The 25,249-nt window shown below is 70.1% G+C and carries 26 protein-coding genes and 1 pseudogene; 13 read left to right on the plus strand and 14 right to left on the minus strand.

Annotated elements, in window-relative coordinates:
* Positions 1–8: 8 nt before the first annotated feature.
* Genes WFM69_RS03000 through WFM69_RS03020 form a run of 5 tightly spaced genes read right to left on the minus strand, consistent with a single transcriptional unit; the run spans position 9 to position 2,889 of the window.
* Positions 9–176, minus strand: coding sequence for a hypothetical protein (locus WFM69_RS03000; RefSeq protein ID WP_337001493.1), 168 nt, complete (start codon positions 174–176; stop codon positions 9–11).
* A complete protein-coding gene (locus tag WFM69_RS03005) occupies positions 173–754 on the minus strand; it encodes a YdeI/OmpD-associated family protein (protein ID WP_337001495.1) in 582 nt (193 codons plus the stop codon). Before WFM69_RS03005 ends, WFM69_RS03000 begins: the two co-directional genes overlap by 4 nt.
* 1 nt (position 755) lies before the next feature.
* A complete protein-coding gene (locus WFM69_RS03010) occupies positions 756–1,565 on the minus strand; it encodes an HAD-IIA family hydrolase (protein ID WP_337001497.1) in 810 nt (269 codons plus the stop codon).
* 25 nt (positions 1,566–1,590) lie between these two features.
* Positions 1,591–2,223 carry a metal-dependent transcriptional regulator gene (locus tag WFM69_RS03015; protein WP_337001499.1) on the minus strand — a complete coding sequence of 211 codons (633 nt, stop codon included), beginning with the start codon at positions 2,221–2,223 and terminating at the stop codon, positions 1,591–1,593.
* Between the two features lie 9 nt (positions 2,224–2,232).
* Complete coding sequence (locus WFM69_RS03020; protein ID WP_337001501.1) at positions 2,233–2,889, minus strand: TetR/AcrR family transcriptional regulator; 657 nt, start codon at positions 2,887–2,889, stop codon at positions 2,233–2,235.
* A gap of 68 nt (positions 2,890–2,957) precedes the next feature.
* Here WFM69_RS03020 and WFM69_RS03025 point away from each other — a divergent pair, with 68 nt between their 5' ends.
* The gene (locus tag WFM69_RS03025) at positions 2,958–4,571 is read left to right on the plus strand and encodes an amidohydrolase (RefSeq protein WP_337001503.1); all 1,614 of its coding nucleotides are present in this window, start codon (positions 2,958–2,960) and stop codon (positions 4,569–4,571) included.
* 60 nt (positions 4,572–4,631) lie between these two features.
* Positions 4,632–6,077, plus strand: coding sequence for a Na+/H+ antiporter NhaC family protein (locus tag WFM69_RS03030; RefSeq protein ID WP_337001505.1), 1,446 nt, complete (start codon positions 4,632–4,634; stop codon positions 6,075–6,077).
* 16 nt (positions 6,078–6,093) lie between these two features.
* Here WFM69_RS03030 and WFM69_RS03035 read toward each other — a convergent pair whose 3' ends face one another.
* The gene (locus WFM69_RS03035; RefSeq protein WP_337001507.1) at positions 6,094–6,390 is read right to left on the minus strand and encodes a hypothetical protein; all 297 of its coding nucleotides are present in this window, start codon (positions 6,388–6,390) and stop codon (positions 6,094–6,096) included.
* Positions 6,391–6,409: 19 nt separating this feature from the next.
* Positions 6,410–7,681: an Nramp family divalent metal transporter gene (locus tag WFM69_RS03040; protein WP_337001509.1), complete on the minus strand. Its 1,272-nt coding sequence runs from the start codon at positions 7,679–7,681 to the stop codon at positions 6,410–6,412.
* Between the two features lie 111 nt (positions 7,682–7,792).
* Between WFM69_RS03040 and WFM69_RS03045 the strand changes: the two genes are divergently transcribed.
* Positions 7,793–8,473, plus strand: coding sequence for a TrmH family RNA methyltransferase (locus WFM69_RS03045; RefSeq protein WP_337001511.1), 681 nt, complete (start codon positions 7,793–7,795; stop codon positions 8,471–8,473).
* Positions 8,474–8,486: 13 nt separating this feature from the next.
* Here WFM69_RS03045 and WFM69_RS03050 read toward each other — a convergent pair whose 3' ends face one another.
* Entirely contained in the window at positions 8,487–8,765 is a 279-nt protein-coding gene (locus WFM69_RS03050) for a hypothetical protein (RefSeq protein WP_337001513.1), read from the minus strand.
* 117 nt (positions 8,766–8,882) lie between these two features.
* Positions 8,883–10,205, minus strand: a complete 1,323-nt coding sequence (locus tag WFM69_RS03055) for an MATE family efflux transporter (RefSeq protein ID WP_337001515.1) — start codon at positions 10,203–10,205, stop codon at positions 8,883–8,885.
* Positions 10,206–10,300: 95 nt separating this feature from the next.
* Here WFM69_RS03055 and WFM69_RS03060 point away from each other — a divergent pair, with 95 nt between their 5' ends.
* From WFM69_RS03060 to WFM69_RS03075, 4 genes are all read left to right on the plus strand, one after another.
* Positions 10,301–10,846: a J-domain-containing protein gene (locus tag WFM69_RS03060; RefSeq protein WP_337001517.1), complete on the plus strand. Its 546-nt coding sequence runs from the start codon at positions 10,301–10,303 to the stop codon at positions 10,844–10,846.
* Positions 10,847–11,005: 159 nt separating this feature from the next.
* Positions 11,006–12,970: a M13 family metallopeptidase gene (locus tag WFM69_RS03065; protein WP_337001519.1), complete on the plus strand. Its 1,965-nt coding sequence runs from the start codon at positions 11,006–11,008 to the stop codon at positions 12,968–12,970.
* A 120-nt stretch (positions 12,971–13,090) separates the two neighbouring features.
* Positions 13,091–14,056, plus strand: a complete 966-nt coding sequence (locus WFM69_RS03070; RefSeq protein WP_337001521.1) for a serine hydrolase — start codon at positions 13,091–13,093, stop codon at positions 14,054–14,056.
* Positions 14,057–14,141: 85 nt separating this feature from the next.
* Positions 14,142–14,543 carry a hypothetical protein gene (locus WFM69_RS03075; RefSeq protein WP_337001524.1) on the plus strand — a complete coding sequence of 134 codons (402 nt, stop codon included), beginning with the start codon at positions 14,142–14,144 and terminating at the stop codon, positions 14,541–14,543.
* Between the two features lie 6 nt (positions 14,544–14,549).
* On the opposite strand, the pseudogene WFM69_RS03080 reads toward WFM69_RS03075, so the two are convergent.
* Positions 14,550–15,891, minus strand: a pseudogene (locus tag WFM69_RS03080) (MFS transporter).
* On the opposite strand from WFM69_RS03080, the gene WFM69_RS03085 reads away from it, so the two are divergent.
* From WFM69_RS03085 to WFM69_RS03095, 3 genes are read left to right on the plus strand one after another with little or no spacing between them, the layout of a single operon-like run.
* Entirely contained in the window at positions 15,809–16,045 is a 237-nt protein-coding gene (locus WFM69_RS03085) for a hypothetical protein (protein WP_337002108.1), read from the plus strand. The pseudogene WFM69_RS03080 and the gene WFM69_RS03085 sit on opposite strands and share 83 nt — an antisense overlap.
* 9 nt (positions 16,046–16,054) lie before the next feature.
* Positions 16,055–17,380 carry an alpha-hydroxy-acid oxidizing protein gene (locus tag WFM69_RS03090; RefSeq protein ID WP_337001526.1) on the plus strand — a complete coding sequence of 442 codons (1,326 nt, stop codon included), beginning with the start codon at positions 16,055–16,057 and terminating at the stop codon, positions 17,378–17,380.
* Positions 17,381–17,427: 47 nt separating this feature from the next.
* Positions 17,428–18,117 carry a GNAT family N-acetyltransferase gene (locus WFM69_RS03095; RefSeq protein WP_337001528.1) on the plus strand — a complete coding sequence of 230 codons (690 nt, stop codon included), beginning with the start codon at positions 17,428–17,430 and terminating at the stop codon, positions 18,115–18,117.
* Between the two features lie 15 nt (positions 18,118–18,132).
* Here WFM69_RS03095 and WFM69_RS03100 read toward each other — a convergent pair whose 3' ends face one another.
* A complete protein-coding gene (locus tag WFM69_RS03100) occupies positions 18,133–19,602 on the minus strand; it encodes a peptide MFS transporter (RefSeq protein ID WP_337001530.1) in 1,470 nt (489 codons plus the stop codon).
* Between the two features lie 117 nt (positions 19,603–19,719).
* Between WFM69_RS03100 and WFM69_RS03105 the strand changes: the two genes are divergently transcribed.
* Complete coding sequence (locus WFM69_RS03105; RefSeq protein ID WP_337001532.1) at positions 19,720–21,105, plus strand: glycine--tRNA ligase; 1,386 nt, start codon at positions 19,720–19,722, stop codon at positions 21,103–21,105.
* Positions 21,106–21,230: 125 nt separating this feature from the next.
* Here WFM69_RS03105 and WFM69_RS03110 read toward each other — a convergent pair whose 3' ends face one another.
* On the minus strand, positions 21,231–22,187 hold the full coding sequence (locus WFM69_RS03110) for a helix-turn-helix transcriptional regulator (protein WP_337001534.1): 957 nt from the start codon (positions 22,185–22,187) through the stop codon (positions 21,231–21,233).
* 68 nt (positions 22,188–22,255) lie between these two features.
* Between WFM69_RS03110 and WFM69_RS03115 the strand changes: the two genes are divergently transcribed.
* Positions 22,256–23,401 (plus strand): epoxide hydrolase family protein, encoded by a 1,146-nt coding sequence (locus WFM69_RS03115; RefSeq protein WP_337001535.1) that lies wholly within the window; start codon positions 22,256–22,258, stop codon positions 23,399–23,401.
* Between the two features lie 139 nt (positions 23,402–23,540).
* Positions 23,541–24,023 (plus strand): hypothetical protein, encoded by a 483-nt coding sequence (locus WFM69_RS03120; protein ID WP_337001536.1) that lies wholly within the window; start codon positions 23,541–23,543, stop codon positions 24,021–24,023.
* 156 nt (positions 24,024–24,179) lie between these two features.
* Here the strand turns inward: WFM69_RS03120 and WFM69_RS03125 are convergent, their stop codons facing one another.
* Both WFM69_RS03125 and WFM69_RS03130 read right to left on the minus strand, forming a co-directional pair.
* Entirely contained in the window at positions 24,180–24,605 is a 426-nt protein-coding gene (locus tag WFM69_RS03125; protein ID WP_337001537.1) for a DUF1801 domain-containing protein, read from the minus strand.
* Positions 24,602–25,174: an HhH-GPD-type base excision DNA repair protein gene (locus WFM69_RS03130; RefSeq protein ID WP_337001538.1), complete on the minus strand. Its 573-nt coding sequence runs from the start codon at positions 25,172–25,174 to the stop codon at positions 24,602–24,604. Before WFM69_RS03130 ends, WFM69_RS03125 begins: the two co-directional genes overlap by 4 nt.
* Positions 25,175–25,249: the final 75 nt, after the last annotated feature.

Here is a 25,249-nt window from a genome sequence, read left to right on the forward strand (position 1 = left end):
CCGCAGGCTCAGCGCTTGCGGTCGTCGTCGTCCCAGGGGCCCTCCCACCAGCCCGCGCGACCGTCGCCGGAGCCGCCGCGCCCCCGACGGGAACGCACGAACTGCACGATGAACACGGTCAGCGAGCTGAGCGTGATGAGGATCAGCACCAGGAACAGCAGGTCTCTCTGATTCATGGCCGTTTCCCTTCCGCGGCATCCGCCACGATCTTCGCGATGCGCGCGGCCCGGGTCTCCGGACGCTTGGCCATCGCGATGTGCGTGAGGCCGAACTTCTTCACGGACTTCGGGAACGCATCCCAATTCGCGCGCGCGGTGGGGTCGGCGTCGAGCGCGGCGGTCAGCTCGTCGGGTTCGATCCCGGCCTCCGGGCCATCGAGCACGGTCCACGAGCCGTTCGCCTTCGCCGCTTCCAGCACCCGGATGCCCGCGGGGGCGAGGAGTCCCGCGGCCTCGAGTTCCGCGATGCGCGCCTTGTTCGTCGCCGCCCAGCCGCTGCCGGGTCGGCGGGGCGAGAACCACTGTCCGTTCGCGCGTCCTCCGTCGGCGTCGTCGAAGACCCGCACGGGACCGTCGATCCAGCCGAAGCACAGGGCGTGGCGGACCGCGTCCTCGTAGCCGACGCCGTCGGCCGCGCCGCCGCGGACACTCAGCAGCCAGACGCCGCCGGCACGTTCGTGGTTCTCCTCGAGCCAGGCACGCCACGCCGCGGCATCCGCGGCCGTGATCCGCTCGCCGTCGTCGAGGACGCCCATGTCAGTCCTCGTCGAGCGTGGGGATGGTGCCGGTCACGATCGGCAGCAGGTCGGCGACCGAGTCGACGATCTCGTCCGGACGGAACGGATACTTCTCGATCTCGGCCTGGTCGCTGATGCCGGTGAGCACGAGCACGGTGTGCAGGCCCGCCTCGATGCCGGCGACGATGTCGGTGTCCATGCGGTCGCCGATCATGCCGGTCTTCTTCGAGTGCGCGCCGATCTTGTTCAGCGCCGAGCGGAACATCATCGGGTTCGGCTTGCCGACCACATACGGCTCCTTGCCGGTGGCCTTCGTGATCAGGGCGGCGATCGCGCCCGTGGCCGGCAGCACGCCGTCGGCGCTGGGGCCGGTGGCGTCGGGGTTGGTGACGATGAACCGGGAGCCGTTGATGATGTGGCGGATGGCCTTCGTGATCGCCTCGAACGAGTAGTTGCGCGTCTCACCGACGACCACGAAGTCGGGGTTCGTCTCGGTCATGATGAAGCCGGCCTCGTGCAGGGCGGTGAGGATGCCGGCCTCGCCGATCACGAACGCCGAGCCGCCGGGAAGCTGCTGCGCGAGGAAGTCGGCGGTCGCGAGAGCCGAGGTCCAGATGCGCTCCTCGGGCACGACGAGACCGCTCTGGCGGAGCCGCGCGGAAAGGTCGCGGGCGGTGAAGATCGAGTTGTTGGTGAGCACGAGATAGGGGATCCCGTCGCGCTCCCACCCGGCGAGCATCTCGGATGCGCCGGGGATGGCGTCGTTCTCATGCACGAGCACGCCGTCCATGTCGGTGAGCCAGCATTCGATGTCGTCGCGGTGTCCCATGTGCACAGCCTAGAGGGCGCGGGTTTCAGGCGCTGAGCCAGACGACCCCCGCGGCCCCGTCGGGAAGTGCGGTGTCGGTGCCGTCGATCTCGACTCCGGATGCGGTCACCCGCACGGTCGATGCGACCGCGAGGCCGAGCGTCTCGAGTGCACGCAGCAGTTCCGGGTCGCGGTCGTCCACCCGCAGCACCCGGCCCGTGTGTCCGGCCGGTGCGTCGGCGAGCAGCACGAACGGCTCGCGCTCGACCTGGCCGTCGGCGTCGGGGATCGCGTCGCCGTGCGGATCGAAGCGGGGGCGGCCGAGACGCGCGTCGATGCCTTCCAGCAGTCGGTCGCTGATGGTGTGCTCGAGCACCTCGGCCTCGTCGTGCACCTCGTCCCACCCGTAGTCGAACTCCTGCACCAGCCAGGTCTCGATCAGACGGTGCCGGCGCACCATCGCCAGCGCCCGCGCGGTGCCGGCGTCCGTCAGTCGCACGGCGCCGTAGGGAACGTGCGAGACGAGGCCGGCGGCAGCGAGCTTCTTCACCATCTCGGTGACGGAGGAGGGGGCGATGCCGAGCTTCGCGGCGAGCACCGAGGGGGTGATCGGCGCGTCCTGCCACTCGGTGTGGGCGTAGACGGTCTTCAGGTAGTCGTCAGCTGCGGGGGATGCCACCGCTCAAGCCTACGGCGTGCGCTCGCGCGCCCATGCGGTGAGCCCGTGGATGAGGGCGCGCAGCCCGATGTCGAAGGTGCGGCGGGCCGGGTCGGCGCTGAGGCGCGCGCGGGCGGTCTCGGCTGCCGCGAAGGTGGGGAACGCGGGGGCGAGGTCGCCCGGGGCCATGTTGTCGGCGGGGGCGAGGGCGTCCAGGGCCGAGCCGATGATGAACGACTCCAGCGCCACGATGGTGTCCACGATCGTGTCGGTGGGCCACCCGTCGTCGGCGAGCAGGCGGGCGATCTGCTCGTAGTCGGCGAAGGAACCCTCGTCAGCGTCGATCGGCGAGGTCGCGAGCATCACCATGGCCTCCGGGGCGGCGATCGCGGCGTCGCGGTAGCTGTGCGCCCAGGTGATCAGGGCATCCTCGACCGGGAGCTCGTGCAGCACGGGGGAGACGAGCGCGCGGCTGACCTGCCCGCGCATGGCCCGGATCACGGCGTCGCGGTTGGCGAAGTGGTGGTACAGCGCCGAGGTGCGCACGCCGAGGGATTCGGCGAGGGCGGTCATCGTGAACTGGCGCGGGGTGCGCTGGGCGCTGAGTCGGAACGCGGCTTTGAGGATGCGCTCCTCGGTGAGCACCTGGGTCGACGGTCGACCGACGCTGCGCGGAGGTTTCGTCATCGTGCTCGATTCTGCTCGGGTGTCTGGTATTTTATTGAAACTCTTTCAATACTGACGAAAGCACAGCCATGACCGGTTTCGACGCCGACACCATTGTCACCGGCGCGCACGTGGTGACGATGGACCCGCGCCGCCCGCACGCCACCGCCTTCGCCGTGCGCGACGACCGCTTCCTCGCCGTCGGCGACGACGCGCTGATCCGTGAGCTGCGCGGACCCCGCACGATCGTGCACGACCTCGGCGGCGCCGCCGTGACCCCCGGGCTCATCGACGCGCACCTGCACCCGATCCAGGGCATCGAGCTCACGGCCGGCATCGACCTCGGCGGCCTGACCTCCGGGGTGGCCCTCCTCGCGGCCCTGCGTTCCGAGGCCGATCGCGCGCTCGCCGAAGACGCCGACCCGTGGGTGCGCGGGTGGAACGTCGACTACGACGTCTTCCACGACCTGCCGATGACCGCCGCCGCGATCGACGACGCCGTGCGCGGACTCCCGGCGCTGCTGATCCTGTTCGACGGCCACACCGCGCTCGCCAGCCGGGCCGGTCTGGACCGCGCGGGCATCACGGGCGCGCGCCGCTTCGAGGACTCGTCGTGCGTCGTCGTCGATGTCGACGGCCGCCCCACCGGCGAGCTCCGCGAGCTCGGCGCCTACGAGCCCGTGCGGCTGAGCGCCCCCGCCCTCGACCGCGCCCAGACGCTCGCGGTCGGCTCCGAGATCCTGCGCGGACTGCGCTCGTCCGGCATCACGGGCGGCACGATCATGGACGGCGGCTTCGCCACACTCGAGCTGCTGGATGCGCTGGAGCAGGGGCCGGGGCTGCCGATCCGCATCGTCTCGGCGATCGATCACGAGCCCGGCTTCGACGAGGAGCGCACGGCCCTGAATCTCGGGATGCGCGATCGGCGCGGAGACCGCTGGCGCGGAGGTGTCGTCAAGCTCTACGCCGACGGTGTGGTCGAGACCGGCACCGCCTGGCTGTACGAGCCCGACACGGCCGGCACCGGGTTGGAGCCGTTCTGGAAGGACACCGCCGCCTACGCCCGCACGGTGCGCCGGTATGCCGAGGCCGGGTTCCAGGTCGCGACGCACGCGATCGGGGACCGCGCTGTGGGCGAGGTCGTCGACGCCTACCTCGCCGCCGGTGTGCGCAGTGCCGGAGGAGCCCCGCATCGGATCGAGCACCTCGAGACGACGACCGACCGCGACGTGGCCCGCATCGCCGCGGCGGGCATCACCGCCTCCCTGCAGCCTCTGCATATGCAGTGGCGCAAGGCGGACGGCTCCGACGACTGGTCCCGTCGACTCGGACCCGAGCGGGCGTCGCGCGCCTGGCGTGCACGCGACTACTGGGATGCCGGGGCGCCGGTCGCCCTCGGTTCGGACTGGCCGATCGCGCAGAACGACGCCCGCATCGGCCTGGCCTGGACGATGCTGCGCCGTCGCCCCGGCGACCGTGACGCCCCGGTGTTCGAACCCGAGCAGGTGCTCACCCCCTACCAGGCGCTGCACGGCTACACCGTGGGCGCCGCCCGAGCCCAGGGCGATGCCGACCTCGGTCTCATCGCTCCCGGCTTCCGGGCCGACTACGCCGTGTGGGCGGAGAACCCGCTGCACGTCTCCCCGGACGACCTCCCCGACCTGCCCGTACAGGTCACGGTCGTCGGCGGCACCGAGTCCTGACCCCCGGCTCGGTGCCGCACCCCCTCCTTCTTCCTTCCCTTTCACACCGAGGTGACTTCCATGCCTGAATTCGGCGCTCTCGCGCTCCTCCCGATCGCGGTGATCCTCATCGTCGCGGTCGCCACCCGGCGCACCCTGTTCGCCCTGCTCTGCGGCACCGTCGCGGGCGCCCTGATCCTCGGCGGATGGGGCGGCTTCGACGTCTGGGTCGAGTACACCGGCAAGGCTCTGTCGAACGAGACGGCGCAGTGGCTGCTGCTGATCGTCGCGCTGTTCGGCATCCTGATGATGCTGTTCGAGAAGTCCGGCATCGTCACCGACTTCGCGAACTGGGCCGAGCGCTTCGTCACCTCGCGCCGCAAGTCGACCGTGCTGACGTTCCTGCTCTCGGTCGTGCTGTTCGTCGACGACTACCTGAACGTGCTGACCACGGGCACCTCGATGAAGCAGGTGACCGACCGCTACCGGGTGCCGCGCACGCAGCTCGGCGCGATCATGAAGATGACGGCGGCCCCGATCGCCGTGCTCATCCCGGTGTCGACCTGGGCGCTGTTCTTCTCCGGACTGTTCGAGGCGCAGGGCGTCACGGTCGGCGGCACCGGCTTCGGCGCCTACCTGCAGGCGATCCCCTTCATCTTCTTCGGCTGGGCCGCGCTCGCCGTGGCGCTGCTGATGAGCATCGGCTGGCTGCCCAAGCTGGGCGTGATCAAGCGCGATGCGATCCGTGCGGAGCGCGACGGCGACGTCTTCCCGCTCGGCACCACCGACGACGAGCGGCGGGCCGAGGGAGCGGCGCTCCTGGCCGAGCTCAAGGCCGACGACCCCGACGGATCCACCGCGCAGCGGGTCGCCACCGCGCTCGCGACCAAGGCCGACACCGACCGCACGCCGCAGCCGTGGAGCTTCCTGATCGCGATGGTCGTGCTCGTCGGCGTCACGATCCTGACGAACGCGAACGTGGTCGCGGGTACCGCCGCCGCGATCGCGGTCACCCTCGTGCTCGTGCTCGCGCAGCGTCGCCTCAGCATCCGCGGGGTGCTGGACGCCGCGCTCGAAGGCATCGAGAGCATGCTGTTCGTGATGGTCCTCACCGTCCTGGCGTTCATGGTGCAGGAGATGAACATCGCCCTGCAGCTCGCCGAGTTCGTGATCCAGGTCACCCAGCCGGTGCTGACCCCGGCGCTGCTCCCGGCCATCGTGTTCGCGGTGTGCGGCGTCTACGCGTACGCCACCGGGTCGTTCTGGGACCTCGCCGCCGTGATCACCCCGGTCGTGCTGCCGCTGGCGATCGCGCTCGGCGCCGACCCGATCCTCGCCGGCGCGGCCGTGTTCTCCGGCGCCGCCCTCGGCAGCACCACGTGCCTCTACGGCGACGGCATCATCCTCGCGTCGCGGTCGATCGGCATCAAGCCGCTCAACCTGATGCTGGCGATCCTGCCCTACGCGGGCATCGCCGCAGGGCTGTCGTTCGTGCTGTACCTGGTGACCGGCTTCGTGACCGCGTAGCCGACGGCTTCGCGGGTCAGCCCAGCGTCGTCAGGATGATGAACGCGGCCTGACCCGCGAAGAACACCACGAGGAAGCCGAGGAGGGCGGCGGCGAGCGAGAGTCGTCCGTCGAACCCCTCCACCTCGTCCATGCCGATCTTGCGGGCGCGGAACGCCAGCACGAGGGTCGCGACGCCGAGCGCGAGCTGCACCCAGGGGCTCGCAAGGCCGATCACCTTCGGGAAGGCGACAAGCACTCCGCCGATGACGCCGGTCGCGAAGCCGATCCAGGTGAGGATGCGGACGGTGCGGCGGGCGTTCTCGGCAGACATGTGTCGAGCCTATCCGGGCTCAGGCGCCGGTCAGCACCAGCCAGAGCAGCGCCCCGTTGAGCACGATCAGAAGTGCGGATGCCAGGATGCCCGCGGCCGTGGTCCAGCGCCGGTTCGCCCAGACGCCGAGGGTCCGTCGCTGCGCGGTGAGGGCGACGAGCGGGATCAGCGCGAACGGGATGCCGAACGACAGCACCACCTGGCTGAGCACCAGGGCGAGGGTCGAGTCGATGCCGGCGCCGAGGATCACGAGGGCGGGGATCAGCGTCACCAGCCGCCGCGCGAGGAGCGGGATGCGCACATGCAGGAGGCCGTGCATGATCTCGGCTCCGGCGTAGGCGCCCACCGATGTCGAGGCCAGCCCGGAGGCGAGGAGACCGACGGCGAAGAGCGTCGCGACGACCGGACCGAGACCGGCAGTGAGGGCCGCGTGCGCGCCTTCGAGCGAGTCGGTGCCCTCGACGCCGGCGAGGTTGGCGGCGGCCAGCAGCAGGATGCCGAGGTTCACGGTGCCGGCGATCACCATCGCGATCGAGACATCCCACCGGGTGGCGGTGAGCAGACGGCGGATGCGCGAGGTCTCCGTGCGCACGGCCTCGTCGCCGGCGTGCGTCGTCGACGATCCGAAGCGGTCGCGGGCGAGCGAGGAGTGCGCGTAGATGGCGTGCGGCATGATCGTCGCGCCGAGGATGGAGGCCGCCAGCAGCACGGAACCGGTGCCCTCGAAGCGCGGCACCATCCCGCCGAGCACGCCGGCCGGGTCGGGCGGAGCCACGAACAGCCCGGCGAGGAAGCCGATCGTGATGATGACCATGAGTCCGATGATCACGAACTCGAACGGGCGGGCGCCGCCGCGGTTCTGCACCGCGAGCAGGATCATCGAGACCGCGCCGGTGATCAGACCGCCCAGGAGCAGCGGCACGTCGAACAGCAGGTTCAGCGCGACCGCACCGCCGATGACCTCGGCGAGGTCGGTGGCCATCGCGACGAGCTCGGCCTGCAGCCAGTACGCGCGGCGTGCCCACGGCCGCTTCAGGCGCGTGCCGAGCACCTCGGGCAGGCTCTGGCCGGTGACGACGCCGAGCTTCGCGGAGAGGTACTGGATCAGCCAGGCCATGACGTTGCCCGCGAGCACGACCCAGACCAGCAGGTAGCCGTACTGGGCGCCCGCCGTCATGTTGCTGGCGACGTTGCCCGGGTCGAGGTAGGCGACGCCGGCGACGAGGGCGGGGCCGAGCAGCCAGAGGCTGCGCGGGGCGGTGGCCGTCGCGCGACGTGAGGGGGCCGTCATCGGGGCGGGTGAATTTTTAGGCACACCGAAACCGTAGCGCATTTTTCGGTTCACCTAAATATCCGGAGCGGATCGTCGGTTCGACGACGATCGCGGCGATAGCCTGGCGGGATGGAAGACGCCGCGCCGGACAGCACGACCCCCGAGGTTCCCCCGGTTTCGGCGGACACCGGATCGATCGCCCAGCCCGGCTACGGAGTCGGTCCCTGGCCCGGCGGGGAACAGGCCTGGCCCGAGGGGGAGCAGTACGACCCCGAGCTGTTGGCTGCCGGCGACACCCGCAACGTCATCGACCGCTACCGCTACTGGCGGATGGAGGCGATCGTCGCCGATCTCGACACCCAGCGGCACCCGTTCCACGTCGCGATCGAGAACTGGCAGCACGACATGAACATCGGGTCGATCGTGCGCAGCGCCAACGCGTTCCTCGCCGACACCGTGCACATCATCGGCCGCCGTCGCTGGAACAAGCGCGGAGCCATGGTCACCGACCGGTACCAGCACGTGGTGCACCATGATGACGTCGAGACGTTCGCTGCGTGGGCCGCGGCCGAGGGGATCCCGATCATCGCGGTCGACAACGTGGACGGGGCGGTGCCGGTCGACCGGGCCGAGCTCCCGCAGCGCTGCGTGCTGCTGTTCGGTCAGGAGGGCCCGGGTCTCTCCGCCGAGGCGCTCGCCGCCGCTTCCGCGCACATCGAGATCACCCAGTACGGCTCGACGCGCTCGATCAACGCCAGCGCCGCGGCGGCTGTGATCATGTACGAGTGGTGCCGGAGATACACCGGCTGATCGGGCGCGCGGGTCAGCCGCGATCGACGTCGAACAGGTGGCGGTAGATCGCGTTGACATCGCGGTCGAGGTGGTCGATGCGCCCATGCACGGACTGGATCTCCGCGCGCACGGTCGCGAACTCTCCCCGCGCCTCTGCTCTCACGCTCGCGAACTCGCTGGAGAACTCTCGGCGCATGCTGTCGAATCCGTCCTGCATGCCGCGCAGGAACATCGTCGAGATCAGTGTGATGGTGCCGAACATCCCCGCGGCGAAGACGCCGATCAGTGTCCAGACCTGTGGTTCCGTCATCCCCAGCATCCCTTCAGTGTCCCTCGATCCTGCCCTGAGATGAAGGCGCCGACGGCGTTGTATTCCGCGAATTCCAGGGAGTGTGGAGAAGGTTTTTCGGGGCGGCGTTGTGCAGACTCAGACGGTCGCGGTGAGCCAGCGGCCGGAACTTACGCGCCAACCCAGCGTCCCGAGCCGCGCGAGCAGATAGACGCCGAAGAACGCGACCGCGAGCCAGACGAGGCCGGCCGCACCGTCGACTCCGGTCGCGGCGATGCCCCACAGGGCGGGCAGGAACGGCACGAGGTTGAGGCCGCCGGCGATCGCGAGGTAGCGGGCGTCGTTCGCCCCCATCAGCACCCCGTCGAGCACGAAGACGACACCGGCGATCGGCTGCGCGATCGCGAGCACGATCAATGCGGGCTGCACGAGCTCCGCGATCTGTGCGTCGCCGGTGAAGACGATGCCGAGCACGCCCGAGAGGGCGGCGATCAGGCCGCCCACGATCACGCCGAACCAGGCGCCCCAGGCCACGGTGCGACCGAGCACGCGGTGCACCTGCTGCTCGTCGCCCGCCCCCAGCTCCTTGCCGATGAGTGCTTGCGCCGCGATGGCGAGCGCGTCGAGCGCGAAGGCCGCCGCCGAGAAGATCGTGAACACGATCTGCCAGCCCGCCAGCTCCTCGGTGCCGATGCCGGTGGCGACGCCCACGGTGGCGAGCAGGGCGACGCGCAGACTCACGGTGCGCAGGAACAGCCACCCTCCCGAGGCAGCGGTGCTGCGCATGCCCGCTCGCTGGGCGCGCAGCGACGCGCTGTGCCGCGTGGCGAGCCGTCGCACCACGAGCACGTAGGCGGCGACCATGCCCCATTGCGCGGTCACGGTGCCCGCGGCGGATCCCGCGATGCCCCAGCCGAGTCCGTAGATGAAAAGCCAGTTGAGCAGGGCGTTCGCGCCGAAGCCGAGGCCGGCGATCCACAGCGGCGTCATGGTGTCCTGCATCCCGCGCAGCAGACCGGTCGCCGCGAACACGATGAGCATCGCCGGCAGGCCCCACATCGAGATGACGAGGTACTCGTTGGCCTGGGCGGCGACGGTGTCGCTCGCACCGAAGAGCGACACCAGCCACGGTGATGACACGGCACCGACCACGGCGAGCACGGCGCCCAGGCCCAGCGCGAGCCACATCCCGTTGATGCCGACCGTGACGGCTTCGCCCGGCCGTCCCGCCCCGAAGCGCCGGGCGACCGCCGGTGTCGTCGAGTACGCGAGGAACACCATCAGCCCGACGATCGTCTGCAGCACGGCCCCGGCGATTCCGAGGCCCGCGAGCGGAGTGGTGCCGAGGTGTCCGACGAGAGCGGCATCCACGATCAGGAAGGCGGGCTCGGCCATCAGAGCGCCGAGTGCCGGGACCGCCAGGCGCAGGATCTCTCTGTTGAGGGAGGTGCGCGCGGTCATCCTCCGAGCCTATGACCTGCCACCCCCATCGCCGGGCCGTCGCACCCGACGCGGTCGTAGGGTGGAAGAGAACCCGGATGCCACGGAGGTGCATCATGACGGATCCTCGAGACGCGGCCGCGAGATACCTTGCGGGTCGGCGGGATGGTGAGGCGGCGGAGGGCGACGAGGAGTCGGGCCCGCCTCCCGGGATCGCCGCTGCCGTCGATCGCGCGGCCTTCATCGAGTCGGCCATCCAGGTGGCGATCCGACGCGGCGAGTTCGACGACCTGCCCGGCGCGGGCAAGCCCCTCGAAGGTCTCGGCACCCACCACGATCCGGACTGGTGGATCCGGCGCAAGATCGAGACCGAGAACCTCACCGGACTCGGGCCGCCCGCGATCCTGCTGCGCACCGAGGACCGCGAGTTGAACGACCAGCTCGACCTGCTCGGGCGGGAGTCCGACGTGCGCGACGTGCTCGACGACTTCAACCGGCGGGTGCGCGAGGCACGCCGGCAGCTGCAGGGTGGCCCGCCTGTCGTGACGTCCCTCCGTGATGTGGATGCGGAGGTGGCCGCCTGGCGCGAGCGTCGGGCCGCGCGACCGGCGCCGCCCGCACCGGAGCCGCCGCGACGCCGCCGCTGGTTCCGGAAGGGCTGAGCCGAGGCCGCGCTTCGCGCGCAGAACGACGCTTCCCTCGGCCGGATTCGCGGAGTGTGGCCGAGGGAGCGGCAACGGGCCGAAGGAAGTGCAGTCGCAGAACGCGAAGCTCCCGACGGTCTGGCCGCGATGGGGGAGGGGGGACTTAGGCTGGGGCGCATGACTGACGTTCTTCCCGTGGGCCTCGCCCTTGATGAGTTCAGCTCCGACATCCGCCCGCAGGACGACCTGTATCGCCACGTGAACGGCGCGTGGCTCGCGCGCACCGAGATCCCCGGTGACAAGGCGCGCTGGGGTTCGTTCCATCTCCTCGCCGAACAGGCCGAGAAAGACGTCCGCGCGATCATCGAGGAGTCGCAGGACGCGGAAGAGGGCACGCTCGCCCGCAAGATCGGCGACCTGTTCGCGAGCTTCATGGACACCGAGCGCATCGACGCCGCCGGAGTCGCGCCCCTCGCCGACACGCTCGCCGAGATCGATGCGATCGACGGCATCCCGGCGTTCCTGCGCACGGTGGGCGCCTACGACCGCGATGGCCGCGCCTCCGTGATCGGCCTGTACGTCGACGGCGACCCCGGCGACCCGGAGCGCTACCTGCCCGTGCTCGTGCAGGCCGGGCTCTCGCTGCCCGACGAGAGCTACTTCCGTCTCGACACCTTCGCCGACACCCGCGCCGCATACCGCGCACACCTCGAGCGGCTGCTCACCCTCGCCGGGGTCGCGGAGGCGGCCGCGAACGCCGACCGTGCGATCGCGCTCGAGACCGAACTCGCCGGCCACCACTGGGACAACGTGCGCAGCCGTGACGCGGTCGCGACCTACAACCTGAAGACCTGGGACGAACTGCAGGCGCTCGCCGGGGTCGACCTCACCCCGTGGCGCGACGCGGTCTCGCCGTCGAACCCGGCGGCCTTCGACGAGGTCGTGGTCTCGCAGCCGAGCTTCTTCGAGGGACTCGGAGCCCTGCTCACGGCCGAGCGCCTCGACGACTGGAAGGCGTGGCTGCGGGCCAAGGCCGTGCATGCCGCGGCGCCGTACCTGACCGACGACCTGGTGCAGGAGAACTTCTCGTTCTACGGCACCGAGCTCACCGGTGTTCCCACGATCCGGGAGCGCTGGAAGCGCGGTGTCTCGCTCACCGAGGGCGCTCTCGGTGAGGCGATCGGCAAGGTCTACGTCGAGCGCCACTACCCGCCGACGGCGAAGGCCGCCATGGACGAGCTGGTCGCGAACCTCATCGAGGCCTACCGCCAGAGCATCACCGACCTGGAGTGGATGACGGCCGAGACGCGCGAGCGCGCGCTCGCCAAGCTCGATGCTTTCACGCCGAAGATCGGCCACCCCGAGGTGTGGCGTGACTACACGAGCCTCGAGATCGACCGCGCCGACCTGTTCGGCAACGTGCGTCGCGCCTCGATCTTCGAGCACGACCGCAACGTCGACAAAGTGGGCAAGCCCATCGACCGCACCGAGTGGCACATGCCTCCGCAGATGGTCAACGCCTACTACAACCCCTCGATGAACGAGATCGTGTTCCCGGCGGCCATCCTGCAGTACCCGTTCTTCGACGCTGGCCGTGACGCGGCCGCGAACTACGGCGGCATCGGTGCGGTCATCGGCCACGAGATCGGGCACGGCTTCGACGACCAGGGCAGCCGCTACGACGGCGACGGACGGCTGCAGGACTGGTGGACGGATGCGGACCGCGCGGCGTTCGAGGAGCGCACCAAGGCCCTCATCGCGCAGTACGACGCACTCGTGCCGGAGGGCCTGGACGCCGAGCACCACGTGAACGGCGCCCTCACGATCGGTGAGAACATCGGCGACCTCGGCGGCCTCGGCATCGCGCTCAAGGCCTACGAGCTGTCGCTGGGCGGAGCCGAAGCCCCGGTCATCGACGGCTACACGGGCGTGCAGCGCCTGCTGCTGTCGTGGGCGCAGGTGTGGCAGCAGAAGAGCCGCGAGGCTGAGACGCTGCGACTGCTGACGATCGACCCGCACTCGCCGAACGAGTTCCGCTGCAACCAGATCGTGCGCAACATCGACGCCTTCTACGAGGCGTTCGAGGTGGGCGAGGCCGACGCGCTCTGGCTGCCGGAGGCGTCGCGGGTGACCATCTGGTGACCATTCGTCCGACTCTGTGAAGCATCCCCCGGCGGTGGGGTTACGATAGCCCTGCCGCTGGGGAGCGCCTCCCCTCGGTATCCCGCAATCTCGCAATCCCATCCCCCGTAAGGATCACGCGTGGGCGCTCTCGAGCCTGGTGAAGGGTTCCGCAACTCCTCGGCACCCGAGTCCGTCAGCGGCACCCAGGGCGCGTCCGAGACGGGTCGACGCTCGCAGCGCACCAGCCGCCGGCTGCCCCGACGCGCAGCTGCCGGCCGTCGATCCTTCACGGCCACCCTGCGCTCGCTGGAGGGACTGGTCGACGCCGGAGCGCAGGTGTCCGTGCACGTCGTCGACCTCGACAACCACGTCCACGTGCTCGCCGGCGACGATCACGTCACGATGCCTGTTGCGGGTCTCGGCGTCGTCCCCCTGCTGATCGAGGTCGCGGCGGGCTTCGAGAGCGGGGCGCTCGACCCGTTCGAGATCATCGAGCGTTCGAGTGTCGAGGCGGTCGAGACGTCGGGCCTATGGCGACACCTCCATGCACCCGCCCTGCCGCTGGAAGACCTCGCCGTGCTGGCGGCGACCGCGGGCGATCCGATCGCCGTGAACGCTCTGCTGCAGAAGGTGGGCCACGACCGGGTGCGCGAGCGCATCGAGTCGCTGGGACTGCGTCGCACTGCGCTGCTCGACCGGTTCCGCGACCGCCGTGGCCCCGACGATGCGCCGCAGGTCGCTGTGGGTTCGGCGCGAGAGCTCGCCGGACTGTTCTCGGCCCTGGTGAACTCGCAGGTGGTCGACCCCGCGGTCAGTGCCCAGGTCTCGGAGTGGCTGAGCCTGAACCAGGACCTGAGTCTGGTCGCGGCCTCCACGGGGCTCGACCCGTTCGCGCACGACCACGATGCGCACGGCCTGCTGTTCGTGAACAAGACCGGCCGTGATCGCGGCGTCCGCGCCGAGGCCGGGGTGCTCGCCGGGCCTCGTGCCGGAGTCGCGTACTCGCTCATCGTGTGCTTCGACGATCTGTCGATCACGCATCGGCTGCGCGCGCACGATGCGTTCCGGGTGCTCGGCGTCGAACTCATGGAGTACACGCACTGACGTCAGGTGTCCACGCCGCATCAGGCGTGTGATGCCGGAATCGGCCTGATTCCGTGGCTCTGCCTGACGTCGGTAGCATCGAGGGATGCCACGACCTGACTGGACCCCGCATCGCCGCGACGACGGCGAACTGCTCGGGTGGATCCACCCGGCGGGCGACGACTGGATCGCGATCGATGTGCTCGGCCGAACCGTGTCCGGCCCGACCGAGTGGCTCGACGCCGAGGCCGCTCTCGACGCCCACGGCATCGCCTGGCTCGCCGATCCGTGGATGCTGGAGGGGGAGGACGAGCGTCCGCTGCGGGTGCGCCTCCTCGAGGTGACGCCCGACGAGGAAGGCGCGCCCGGCCGGATCGTGGTGAAGATCGACGACTTCGGCGACATGAACCGGCCGGCGACGGCGCAGTTCGTGCTGTCGTGGCCGATCCCGGACCGGCTGCGTCCGCCGCGCGCCGACGACCCGGATCCGCGCACGATCTCGCGCTGAACCGCCTCAGCTCGGCAGCGAGGGGTGCTGCTCGGCCGCGCGCTGTTTCGGGATGAACAGCGACAGCACGACCGCGATGAGTCCGGCCGCGATGGCGAGCCAGAAGCACACGTCGAATGCGGCGCGCGTCGGTACGGCGACACCGCCGACCTCGACGCTCATCGCCGCGAGGATCCCGCCCATCACGGCGGAGGCGCCCGATGTTCCCACCGAGCGGAACAGCGCGTTCAGTCCGTTCGAGGCTCCGGTCTCGTTCGCGGGGACCGAGCGCATGATGATCATCGGCATTGCGGCGAATGTGAATCCGATGCCGACGCCGATGAAGATGTTGGCGATGAAGATGTGCCACACCTCCGACGACCACAGCAGCACGAACACGTAGGCGAGGACGATGGCGGCCGCGCCGACCGTGAACAGCGGGCGCGGACCGACCGTGCGCTCCAGCCAGCCGGAGAGCGGCGAGATGATCATCATCACGAGTCCCGCTGGCATGATCACGAGCGAGGCGGCGACCATGTCGAGCCCGAAGCCCGCACCGCCGACGGCCGGCATCTCGAGCAGCTGCGGGAACGTCACGTTCGACGCGAACAGCGCGAAACCCATGCCGATCGCGGCGATGTTCGTGAATAGCACGGCCGGCCGCGCGGCGACCCGCAGATCGAGCAGGGGATCCTCGGTGCGCAGCTGATACCAGCCCCACACCAGCAGCACCACGACGCCGCCGATGATGCAGGTGAGGGTGAGCGGCGAGGTCCAGCCCCAGCCGGCGCCACGGGACACGAAGAGCAGGATGCCGGTGAGTCCGATCGCGAGTCCGATGGCGCCGATCACATCGAGGCGGCCGGGCGAGCGCAGCACGTCCTCCGGGATCACGAGGGCCACGAGCGCGAGGCCGATCGCTCCGAGTGCGGCGGCGAGCCAGAACAGCATGTGCCAGTCGGCGTTCTCGGCGAGCACGGCGGCCACCGGCATGCCGATCGCGCCGCCGACACCCATGGTGGCGCTCATCAGGGCCACCGCGGTGCCGAGGCGTTCGGGCGGGAGCACGTCGCGCATGATGGCGATGCCGAGCGGCACCACACCTGTCACGGCGCCCTGCAGAGCGCGGCCGATGATGACGCCCACGATCGATCCGGAGAGCGCGGCGATCAGCGAGCCGACGATGAGCAGCACGAGCAGGACGATCACGACGCGGCGCTTGCCGTACATGTCGCCCAGGCGGCCCGAGATCGGGGTGGCGACCGCGGCGACGAGCAGGGTGGATCGTGACGACCCAGGTCGTGTCCTCGCGGGAGGAGTTCAGCAGCTGCGGCAGTTCGGCCTGCAGCGGCACGACCAGCGTGAACATGAACGAGGAGCACAGGCCGGCGAAGGCGAGCACCGCGACGATCGCCCACCTCGGCGGGGTGCGGGAGAGCCGCTTCCTGGCTCTGTCGTCGCTCGCACCCACCGGCTCAGGCTATCGGCGATCCGGCAGTGCGGGGCCGATCGGCCCTGGTTAGCATGTGCACATGGTCACGAGCAGCGTCGCTCCGGACGATCCCGCCGCGAGTCGCGGCATCTCCCGGCGTACCCAGTCCGACATCTACCGCGCCGGCATCAGCGGCACGAGGCCCGCGGTGCCGGTCGACGCGGTGGTGTTGAAGGCCGCGGCGCGCAAGGCACTGAGCGCCGAGGCGTTCGCGTACATCGCCGGTGGTGCCGGTGCGGAGCGCACGATGACCGCGAACCGCGACGCGTTCCGGCGCTGGCAGGTGTGGCCGCGTCCGCTGCGAAACGTCGCGCAGCGCGATCTCGGCGTCGACTTCCTCGGCACGAGGCGCCCCACCCCGCTGCTGCTCGCCCCGCTCGGAGTGATGGAGATGGCCCACGCGGATGCCGATCTCGCGGTCGCGCGCGCCGCGGCATCGCTCGGCGTGCCGTACACGCTCTCGAACCAAGCCTCGTTCCCGATGGAGCAGGTGGCGGCTGCGGCGCCGAGCGGTTCACGGCTGTTCCAGCTCTACTGGTCGGCGTCGGACGACCTCAACCGCTCGCTCCTCGCCCGTGCCGAAGCGTCCGGGTGCGAGGCGATCGTCGTCACGCTCGACACGCATCTGCTCGGCTGGCGCACGCGCGACCTCGATCTCGCCTACCTGCCCTTCACCCGCGGCATGGGCATCGCGCAGTACACGAGCGACCCGGTGTTCCAGCAGCTCGTGCGGGAGCGGGCCGCCGCGCCGAAGGGCGACGCACCGGGGGTCAGAGTCACCCCGAAGGCGGTGGCCTCGGCGCTCACGATCGCGCGCAAGGGAGCGCCGCTCACGGATGGCGGCTCGCTGCGGGACAGCCTCCGCTCGCCGCTGCCGCGCGCGGCCGTCGAGGCGTTCCTCGATGTGTTCTCCACCCCCGCGCTCACGTGGAGCGACCTGGCGAAGGCGCGGGAGTGGACGAGCCTGCCGATCATCCTGAAGGGGATCGTGCACCCGGACGACGCGCAGGCCGCCATGGACGCGGGGGTGGACGGGATCTGGATCTCGAACCACGGCGGACGCCAGATCGACCAGTCCGTGCCGACGCTCGACGTACTGCCCGAGATCGCCGAACGCGTCGCGGGTCGGGTGCCGATCGTGTTCGACTCTGGGGTGCGCGGCGGTGCGGATGCCGTGATCGCCTTGGCGCTCGGAGCGACGGTGGTGGCCCTCGGCCGCCCCTACGCGTACGGCCTCGGCATCGCGGGCGAGACGGGGGTGCGCGAGGTGGTGCGGAACGTGCTCGCCGAGCTCGACATCACCCTCGGCCTCGCGGGTCTCACCGCGGTGGACCAGCTCGATCGCGACGCGCTGCGGGCCGTCTGACCGGGTTCCGATTCCTCGAACGGGCCGAGGAGGGGCAGACTGGTCCCGTGCGTACCATCCGCGATCTCGACACCGTTGAACTCATCCTCGATGCGCAGGGCCTGCTCGACTCCATCCGGGGTCCGCAGCGCGTGGTGGATGCCGGCACCCTGCGCGCCCTGCAGCAGTCGGGCAACTACGTCGTCGGGTTCTTCGACGGCGAGGGCGACGACGAGCGCATGGTCGGCGCATCCATCGCATTCTTCGGCGAACCCGCCCGCCGCGCGATGCACTCGCACATCACGGCGCTGCTCCCCGAGTACCGCGGCCGCGGGTGGGGTCGCGAGCTCAAGGAGCACCAGCGGCAGTGGGCGTTCTCGCGCGATGTCGGGCGCATCACCTGGGTGTTCGATCCGCTGGTCGCGCGCAACGCGCACTTCTTCTTCACGGTGCTGGGTGCCCGTGCCACCGGGTACTCGGTGAACCGCTACGGCATCTTCGGCGGCGGAGACGCGGGCGACGAGAGCGACCGCCTCGATGTCGAGTGGGCGCTTGCCGACATCGCCAAGCCCCCGGCCGACGACGCGGTCGTGGAGACGCTGGAGATCCCCGCCGACATCGAGGCGATGCGTGTGTCAGACCCCGCAGCCGCTCACGAGTGGCGCCTGCGTCTGCGCGCTCAGATGGAGGGACTGCTCGGGAGCGGCCTGAAGATCGCGGGCTACGACAGCGCCCGCGGCTACCTCTTCACCGCCTGATCCGCATCCCGGCGCTCAGCGCACGCCCCGCATGAGCTTCAGCACCGGCTTCACGCTCAACAGCAGTCCGACGCCGACCAGGATGGCGATGCCGCCGAGGATCGAGAAGTAGGGCACCTCGTCGTCGGGGTTGTAGAACTTCACGAGCTCGCCCGAGATGGCGGTGCCGAGCGCGATCGACAGGAAGAACAGCGCCACCATCTGGGTGTGGAACGCGGCCGGGGCGAGCTTCGTGGTCACCGACAGCCCGACGGGTGAGAGCAGCAGCTCGGCGACGGTGAAGACGAACAGGATGCCGACGATCGCCAGCAGCGGCGTGGAGTTCGGGCCACCGCCTGCGAACGGCAGGAACAGCAGGAACGCCGACCCCATGATGATCGCCGCGAGGCCGAACTTGACCGGTGTCGAGGGCTGGCGCTTACCGAGGCGCGTCCAGATCGCGGCGAAGACGCCGGACAGGATGATGATGAACACCGGGTTGATCGACTGCACCCACGACACCGGCATCTCCCACCCGAACAGGTTCCGGTCGAGGCGCTTGTCGGAGTAGACGGTGAGCACCGTGAACTGCTGCTGGTACAGCGACCAGAACGCGACGCTCGTGATGAACAGGGGCAGGAACCCCCACACCCGGGAGCGCTCGGTGGCGTCGATGCGACGGCTCGAGAGGATGACGGCGAAGTAGGCGACGGCGGCGACGATCGTGCCCAGGATCACGAGGGTCGCGAGGTTGTCGGCGCGGATCACACCGGTCAGCACGAGCACGCCGATGAGCACGATCGCTGCGCCTGCGATGATCCCGACCAGCGGGTAGCGCGACGTCGGGAGCGGGTTGGGCACCTCGCGCACCGAGGCCGGGAGTGCGCGCCGCCCGAAGGAGTACTGCACGAGCCCGAGGGTCATGCCGATGGCGGCCAGTCCGAACCCGTAGTGGAAGCCGAGCGACGACTGCAGGATGCCGGTGAGGATCGGTCCGAGGAAGGCGCCGAGGTTGATGCCGAGGTAGAACAGCGAGAAGCCGGCATCCCGGCGCGGGTCCTCCGGGCTGTACAGGCTGCCGACCACCGAGGTCGCGTTCGCCTTCAGCCCGCCCGAGCCGAGAGCCACGAGTACCAGGCCGACGCCCACGCCCACGGCGCCGGGGAGGAGGGCCAGCGCGAGGTGCCCGCCCACGATCACCATCGCGCTGACGAACAGCACCCGCTCCGAGCCGAACAGCCGGTCGGCGAGCCACGCACCCAGGATCGTCGACAGGTACACCGAGCCGCCGTACGCGCCCACGATGCCGCCGGCGACGCCCTCGGGGATCCCGAGGCCGCCCTGCGACACCGAGTAGTACAGGTAGATGAGCAGGATGCCCTGCATGCCGTAGAAGCTGAAGCGCTCCCACATCTCCACTCCGAAGATGTGCACGAGCGCCCAGGGTTGGCCGAAGAAGCGGGTGTCGTCGTCGTTGATCCGCGGGCTCTTCGCCGGAGTGCTCATGCCTGGACGGTACTCCGCAGACGGCCTCCGAGGCCAGGGCGAGCGCGGGAACCACGGATAGAATGAGGATGCCCGTGCTCACGGGTTCTCCTCCCGCATCCGACCATTGGAGCCACCATGGCCGAACAGTCCCGCCTCGACAAGGTCATCGCCCTCGCCCGCCACCGCGGGTTCGTGTTCCAAGCGGGTGAGATCTACGGCGGTTCGCGATCGGCCTGGGACTACGGCCCCCTCGGCACGGAGCTCAAGGAGAACATCCGCCGCCAGTGGTGGCAGACGTTCGTGCGCGGCCGTGGCGACATGGTGGGCCTGGACTCCAGCATCATCCTGCCCAAGCGCGTCTGGGAGGCGTCCGGCCACGTCGCGACCTTCACCGACCCGCTGGTCGAGTGTCTGCAGTGCCACAAGCGCTTCCGTGCCGACAACCTGATCGAGGACTTCGAGGCGCGCAAGGGACGCAAGGCCGAGAACGGCCTCGCCGACATCCCCTGCCCGAACTGCGGCACCAAGGGCCAGTACACCGAGCCCAAGGCGTTCTCGGGTCTGGTGAAGACGTACCTCGGCGTCGTCGATGACGAGTCGGGCCTGTACTACCTGCGTCCCGAGACCGCGCAGGGCATCTTCGTGAACTTCTCGAACGTGCTCACCGCGAGCCGCAAGAAGCCGCCGTTCGGCATCGGCCAGGTCGGCAAGGCGTTCCGCAACGAGATCACGCCCGGGAACTTCATCTTCCGCACCCGCGAGTTCGAGCAGATGGAGATCGAGTTCTTCACGCCGCCGGCCGAGGCGCCGCAGTGGTTCGAGCACTGGGTCGAGGCCTGCTGGAACTGGTTCATCGATCTGGGCATCGACCCGGAGAACATGCGCCAGTTCGATGTGCCGGAAGACGACCGCGCGCACTACTCGGCCGGCACGATCGACGTCGAGTACAAGTTCGGCTTCGCGGGCAAGGAGTGGGGCGAGCTCATGGGCGTCGCCAACCGCACCGATTACGACCTCTCCAGCCACAGTGAGGCATCGGGCCAGAGCCTGACGTACTTCGACCAGGCCACGGGCGAGCGCTACACCCCCTACGTGATCGAGCCGTCGTTCGGTCTCACGCGCGCGATGATGGCGTTCCTGGTCGACGCGTACCGCGAGGAGGAGGTGCCGAACGCGAAGGGCGGCACCGACGTGCGCACGGTGCTCAAGCTCGACCCGCGCCTCGCCCCGGTCAAGGCCGCGGTGCTGCCGCTGAGCCGCAACGAGAACCTGTCGCCGCTCGCCCGCGAGGTCGCCGACACGCTGCGCAGCTCGTGGGCCGTCGACTTCGACGACGCCGGTGCGATCGGCCGTCGCTACCGCCGCCAGGACGAGATCGGCACCCCGTTCTGCGTCACGGTCGACTTCGACTCGCTCGACGACCGTGCCGTGACGGTGCGCGACCGCGACACCATGGCGCAGGAGCGCGTCGCGATCGACGACCTGCACGCCTACCTCGCGGAGCGTCTGCGCGGCGCCTGAGCTCGCTCGCGGCTCTGCCGAGCCACCCCAATCCGACCGACCCGGCCCCTTGCGCACGCACGCAGGGGGCCGGGTCGCTCGTTAGGGGGTGGCTCGGCGATGTCGATGAGACCGGAGGGGCAGCGTCAAGAACCGGAGACCGCGCGGGCGTAGCGCTCCGAGAGAAGGTGCAGGCGCGGGATGAGCTCGGGCGGGCTCTCGACCGTGAAGTCCATCATCAGCATCCCGATGTAGGCGGCGACGGTGTCGAGGCTGTCGGCGCCGGTGACGAGGATGCAGTGCTCCTCGTCGACCGGTTCGACGATCCCGACCGCGGCGTGGATCCGATCGAGCACGGCCTCCGCCGGAGCGTCGATGCGCAGTCGCGCGTGCACGACCCAGCCGCTCACCGCGATGGTCCGCATCGCGAAGGCGGTGTAGTCGCCGCCGGGCAGCGGCTGTGGGTCGAAGCGGCGACGCGTCGGCACCCGCAGCGACATCCAGTCGACGCGGTACGTCGCCCACTCGCCGCTCTCGGGAGCACGCGCGACGAGGTACCAGCGCCGATGCCAGGTGAGCAGTCGGTACGGTTCGACGAGCACGGGCTCATCCTGATAGTCGAAGCGCAGCCACTCCTCGTTGCGGATCGCCCCCGCGATGGCCTGCAGCGACGCGGCGTCCACCTCGGGGTCCGGTGCGTCGGTGTCGTTGTTCTCCGGCGCGCGGTCGACACTCGAGCGGAGTGCATCCACGGTCGGCCGCAGGTGCGACGGCAGCACCTGCTCCAGCTTGGCGAGCGCTCGCGCACCCGACTCGGCGACCCCGGCGATGCCGGCCGCAGCGCGCAGGCCGACCGTGACGGCCACGGCCTCCTCATCATCGAGGAGCAGCGGGGGGAGCTTGCCGCCCGCGCCGAGGCGGTAGCCGCCGACGGAGCCGCGCGTCGCATCGACCGGGTAGCCGAGGTCGCGCAGCCGCTCGATGTCGTGGCGCACGGTGCGCGAGGATACCCCGAGCCGCGCGGCGAGGTCGCTGCCCGACCGCTCGGGGCCGGTCTGCAGCAGAGCCAGCAGAGCGAGCAGACGTGCGGTGGGATCTGCCATGAGAACTCCCGAGAACTCATCCATTCATTAGGAACATATCGAACCTAATGGGCTTCTACCTTCGAGTCATGGACAACACGACGCTCACCTTCCGCCCCTTCACCGTCTCGGTCTCCGACGCCGAGGTCGCCGATCTCCAGGATCGCCTGGCCCGCACCCGCCTGCCGCAGCCGTCGCCGACGGACGACTGGGATGCCGGCACCCCCAACTCCTACCTGCGCGAGGCGATCGTCGCCTGGCGAGACTTCGACTGGGCCGCCGCCCAGGAACGGATCAACGCCGTCCCGCACTTCACCACCGAGATCGACGGGCAGACAATCCACTTCCTCCACGTGCGCTCGCCGCACGCGGGGGCGACGCCGCTCCTCCTGGCTCACACCTACCCGGGCTCCGCGGTCGACTACCTCGACCTGATCGACCAGTTGGTCGACCCTGTCGCGCACGGTGGCCGCGCCGAGGACGCCTTCGACGTCGTGGTCCCGGACGCCCCCGGCTACGGCTTCTCCCAGCCGCTCGCGTCCGCAGGCTGGACGACCGCCCGCGTCGCCGAAGCCTACGACCGGCTCATGCGCGGCCTCGGCTATGAGAGCTACGGCATCCACGGATCCGACAACGGCGCGATGGTCGCACGCGAGCTCGGACTGCGGGAGCCGCAGGGCTTCCTCGGGCTGCACGTGCTGCAGCTGTTCTCGTTCCCCTCCGGTGATCCGGCCGAGTTCGAGAAGCTGGAGCCCGCCGACTACGCCGGCCTCGAGCACATGCAGTGGTTCCAGTCGGTCGGCGGCTACAACGCCATGAACGCCTCGCGTCCGCAGACCGTCTCGGTGGGGATCAGCGACTCCCCGGTCGGGCTGCTGGCCTACAGCGAGCTGTTCAACTCGTTCGGCAACGGCACGTCGCTCGTGCCGCTCGAGACGATTCTGCTCGAGGTGAGTGTGAACTGGTTCGCGAACGCGGCATCCGGCATGAGCCGCAGCTACCTCGAGAACGCGAGGGCGGATGCCGCCGAGGATGCGGAGCCCCGGGTCAGCTCCGCGCGCACCGGGGTGGCCGTGTTCGCGGACGACTTCCAGACGATCCGTGTCTTCGCCGAGCGCGACAACGCGAACATCGTGCACTGGAGTCGCTTCGACGAAGGCGGGCACTTCGCCGCGTTGGAGCGCCCCGACTTGCTGGCCGCCGACCTCCGCGCGTTCTTCCACACAGGGTTCTGACGCACCTCCTCCTCGCGCCCCTCCTCCTCGCGCCGACCCACCCCTCTGCGATCGAGCCACCCCCGTACGCACGGACGTACGGGGGTAGCTCGGTGCCAAAGGGGTGGGTCGACGCCAGGGCGGGGGATACCATGACGGCATGTTCGAGGCCTGGAGCGAGTTCAACGTCGCGATGGCCGGCGCGACCGCGGCGCTGGCCGGACTCGTGATCGTCGCCGCCAGCGTCAACATCGCCGAGATCGTCAAGTCCCGCACGCTCACTGCGCGGTTGCTCGCGGGCATCGCCGCGCTGCTTCTCGCACTCGCGGTGTCGGCGCTCACCCTCGTACCGGGCATCGACGCGCGCTGGTTCGGTGGACTCGCAGTGCTGGCGACCGTGCTGGCCGCCGTGTTCCAGGTGCACGCCACGCGGCTCATCGCGACGGATCCGAATCCGGAGGATCGTGCCCGGTCGCTCAAGTACCTCGTCGGCTTCCTCCCGATCGCCGCTTATCTCGTGGCAGGGATCCTGGTCTGGACGCAGCATCCGGCCGGGCTGTACGTCGCGGCGGCGGGGTGCCTGCTCGCGATCGTCTCGGCGATCGTGGTGTCGTGGGTCGCGCTGGTCGAGGTTCTGCGCTGAACCCCTCCCGCCGAACCGGCCCCTTGTGATCGACCCGGCCCCTTGCGTGCGCTCGGAAAGGGGGCGCTCGTGCGCAGAGGGGTGGTTCGGCGGGGTTGGCTCGGCGGTGTCGCTCGCGGGGGAGTTGCGAGGCGGGGGGGGGTGGGGTGGCTCGCGTCAGCCTGTCACGGTGAGCTGCACCTCGGGGGTGCCGCCCGCCTCGACCCAGGCGAGTGAGCGTTCCAGGATGCCGCGCAGCACGTCGAGGTCGACCTGCTCGAGATCCTTGATGTAGAGGCAGCCGACGCCGGTGGTGTGTGGGCCGAGCTGTGCCAGGGCATCCGCGTGCGCGGCGACCCCATCGAACAGGTAGATCGTGGTCGCCGCCTTGCGCGGGGCGAAGCCGAGCAATCCGCTGTCGCCCTCCGTCCCCGTCGGGTAGCGGTAGTGGCAGGAGCCGAATCCGATGATCGTGCCCCACGTCTGCGGTTCGCGCCCGGTGATGTCCTGCATCAGGGCGGTCAGCGTCTCGGCGTCCCGACGGCGCACGGCGGGGGAGGAACGGGCGATGAGACCCGCGACGTCATCCCCGGTGGGCTTCATTTCGAGGCCTTCGCCGCAGCCTTCATCGCCTTCTTGTGCTCGCGCACCTTCGCGAGCGAGTCGGGCGAGACGATGTCGGCGACGCTGCGGTACGAGCCGTCGTCGCCGTAGGGCGCGGATGCCTCGCGCCACCCTGCGCCCGTGAAGCCGTACTGCTTGCCGAGGAGGGCGAGAAAGATCTTCGCCTTCTGCTCGCCGAAGCCGGGAAGGGCCTTCAGCCGCTTCAGCACCTCGGGCCCGGACGGGTCGCCCTCGGTCCAGAGGGCCGCGGCATCACCGCCCCAGTCGTCCACGAGGGTCTGGCACAGCGTCTGCACGCGGGTCGCCATCGATCCGGGGAAGCGGTGCACAGCGGGGGTCTGCTTGAACGCCTCGAGGAACGCGTCCGGTGCCATGCCCGCGATCGTCGCGGCGTCGGCGGCGCCGGTGCGCTGCTCGATCTTGAGCGGACCCGCGAACGCGGTCTCCATCGGCACCTGCTGATCCAGCAGCATCCCCACCAGCAGAGCCAGCGGGTTGTCGGTCAGCAGTTCGTCGGCGGCGGTGTCTCCGGTGATGTGAAGGGCCATGCCTCCAGTGTGCCATTGCACGGTGGACCGATCGTGATGCGTGGTTGCCGCACCAGCCTCGGCATCTTGAGCCAG

It is taken from the genome of Microbacterium sp. LB12, from assembly GCF_037150835.1.
Lineage (GTDB): Bacteria > Actinomycetota > Actinomycetes > Actinomycetales > Microbacteriaceae > Microbacterium.

What these genes read in the sequence shown, in the direction of transcription:
- WFM69_RS03000 (WP_337001493.1), bottom strand. Translation starts at nt 176, where the DNA reads ATGAATCAGAGAGACCTGCTGTTCCTGGTGCTGATCCTCATCACGCTC.
- WFM69_RS03005 (WP_337001495.1), bottom strand. Translation starts at nt 754, where the DNA reads ATGGGCGTCCTCGACGACGGCGAGCGGATCACGGCCGCGGATGCCGCG.
- WFM69_RS03010 (WP_337001497.1), bottom strand. Translation starts at nt 1,565, where the DNA reads ATGGGACACCGCGACGACATCGAATGCTGGCTCACCGACATGGACGGC.
- WFM69_RS03020 (WP_337001501.1), bottom strand. Translation starts at nt 2,889, where the DNA reads ATGACGAAACCTCCGCGCAGCGTCGGTCGACCGTCGACCCAGGTGCTC.
- WFM69_RS03025 (WP_337001503.1), top strand. Translation starts at nt 2,958, where the DNA reads ATGACCGGTTTCGACGCCGACACCATTGTCACCGGCGCGCACGTGGTG.
- WFM69_RS03030 (WP_337001505.1), top strand. Translation starts at nt 4,632, where the DNA reads ATGCCTGAATTCGGCGCTCTCGCGCTCCTCCCGATCGCGGTGATCCTC.
- WFM69_RS03035 (WP_337001507.1), bottom strand. Translation starts at nt 6,390, where the DNA reads ATGTCTGCCGAGAACGCCCGCCGCACCGTCCGCATCCTCACCTGGATC.
- WFM69_RS03040 (WP_337001509.1), bottom strand. Translation starts at nt 7,681, where the DNA reads ATGACGGCCCCCTCACGTCGCGCGACGGCCACCGCCCCGCGCAGCCTC.
- WFM69_RS03045 (WP_337001511.1), top strand. Translation starts at nt 7,793, where the DNA reads ATGGAAGACGCCGCGCCGGACAGCACGACCCCCGAGGTTCCCCCGGTT.
- WFM69_RS03050 (WP_337001513.1), bottom strand. Translation starts at nt 8,765, where the DNA reads ATGACGGAACCACAGGTCTGGACACTGATCGGCGTCTTCGCCGCGGGG.
- WFM69_RS03055 (WP_337001515.1), bottom strand. Translation starts at nt 10,205, where the DNA reads ATGACCGCGCGCACCTCCCTCAACAGAGAGATCCTGCGCCTGGCGGTC.
- WFM69_RS03060 (WP_337001517.1), top strand. Translation starts at nt 10,301, where the DNA reads ATGACGGATCCTCGAGACGCGGCCGCGAGATACCTTGCGGGTCGGCGG.
- WFM69_RS03065 (WP_337001519.1), top strand. Translation starts at nt 11,006, where the DNA reads ATGACTGACGTTCTTCCCGTGGGCCTCGCCCTTGATGAGTTCAGCTCC.
- WFM69_RS03075 (WP_337001524.1), top strand. Translation starts at nt 14,142, where the DNA reads ATGCCACGACCTGACTGGACCCCGCATCGCCGCGACGACGGCGAACTG.
- WFM69_RS03090 (WP_337001526.1), top strand. Translation starts at nt 16,055, where the DNA reads ATGGTCACGAGCAGCGTCGCTCCGGACGATCCCGCCGCGAGTCGCGGC.
- WFM69_RS03100 (WP_337001530.1), bottom strand. Translation starts at nt 19,602, where the DNA reads ATGAGCACTCCGGCGAAGAGCCCGCGGATCAACGACGACGACACCCGC.
- WFM69_RS03105 (WP_337001532.1), top strand. Translation starts at nt 19,720, where the DNA reads ATGGCCGAACAGTCCCGCCTCGACAAGGTCATCGCCCTCGCCCGCCAC.
- WFM69_RS03110 (WP_337001534.1), bottom strand. Translation starts at nt 22,187, where the DNA reads ATGGCAGATCCCACCGCACGTCTGCTCGCTCTGCTGGCTCTGCTGCAG.
- WFM69_RS03115 (WP_337001535.1), top strand. Translation starts at nt 22,256, where the DNA reads ATGGACAACACGACGCTCACCTTCCGCCCCTTCACCGTCTCGGTCTCC.
- WFM69_RS03120 (WP_337001536.1), top strand. Translation starts at nt 23,541, where the DNA reads ATGTTCGAGGCCTGGAGCGAGTTCAACGTCGCGATGGCCGGCGCGACC.
- WFM69_RS03125 (WP_337001537.1), bottom strand. Translation starts at nt 24,605, where the DNA reads ATGAAGCCCACCGGGGATGACGTCGCGGGTCTCATCGCCCGTTCCTCC.
- WFM69_RS03130 (WP_337001538.1), bottom strand. Translation starts at nt 25,174, where the DNA reads ATGGCCCTTCACATCACCGGAGACACCGCCGCCGACGAACTGCTGACC.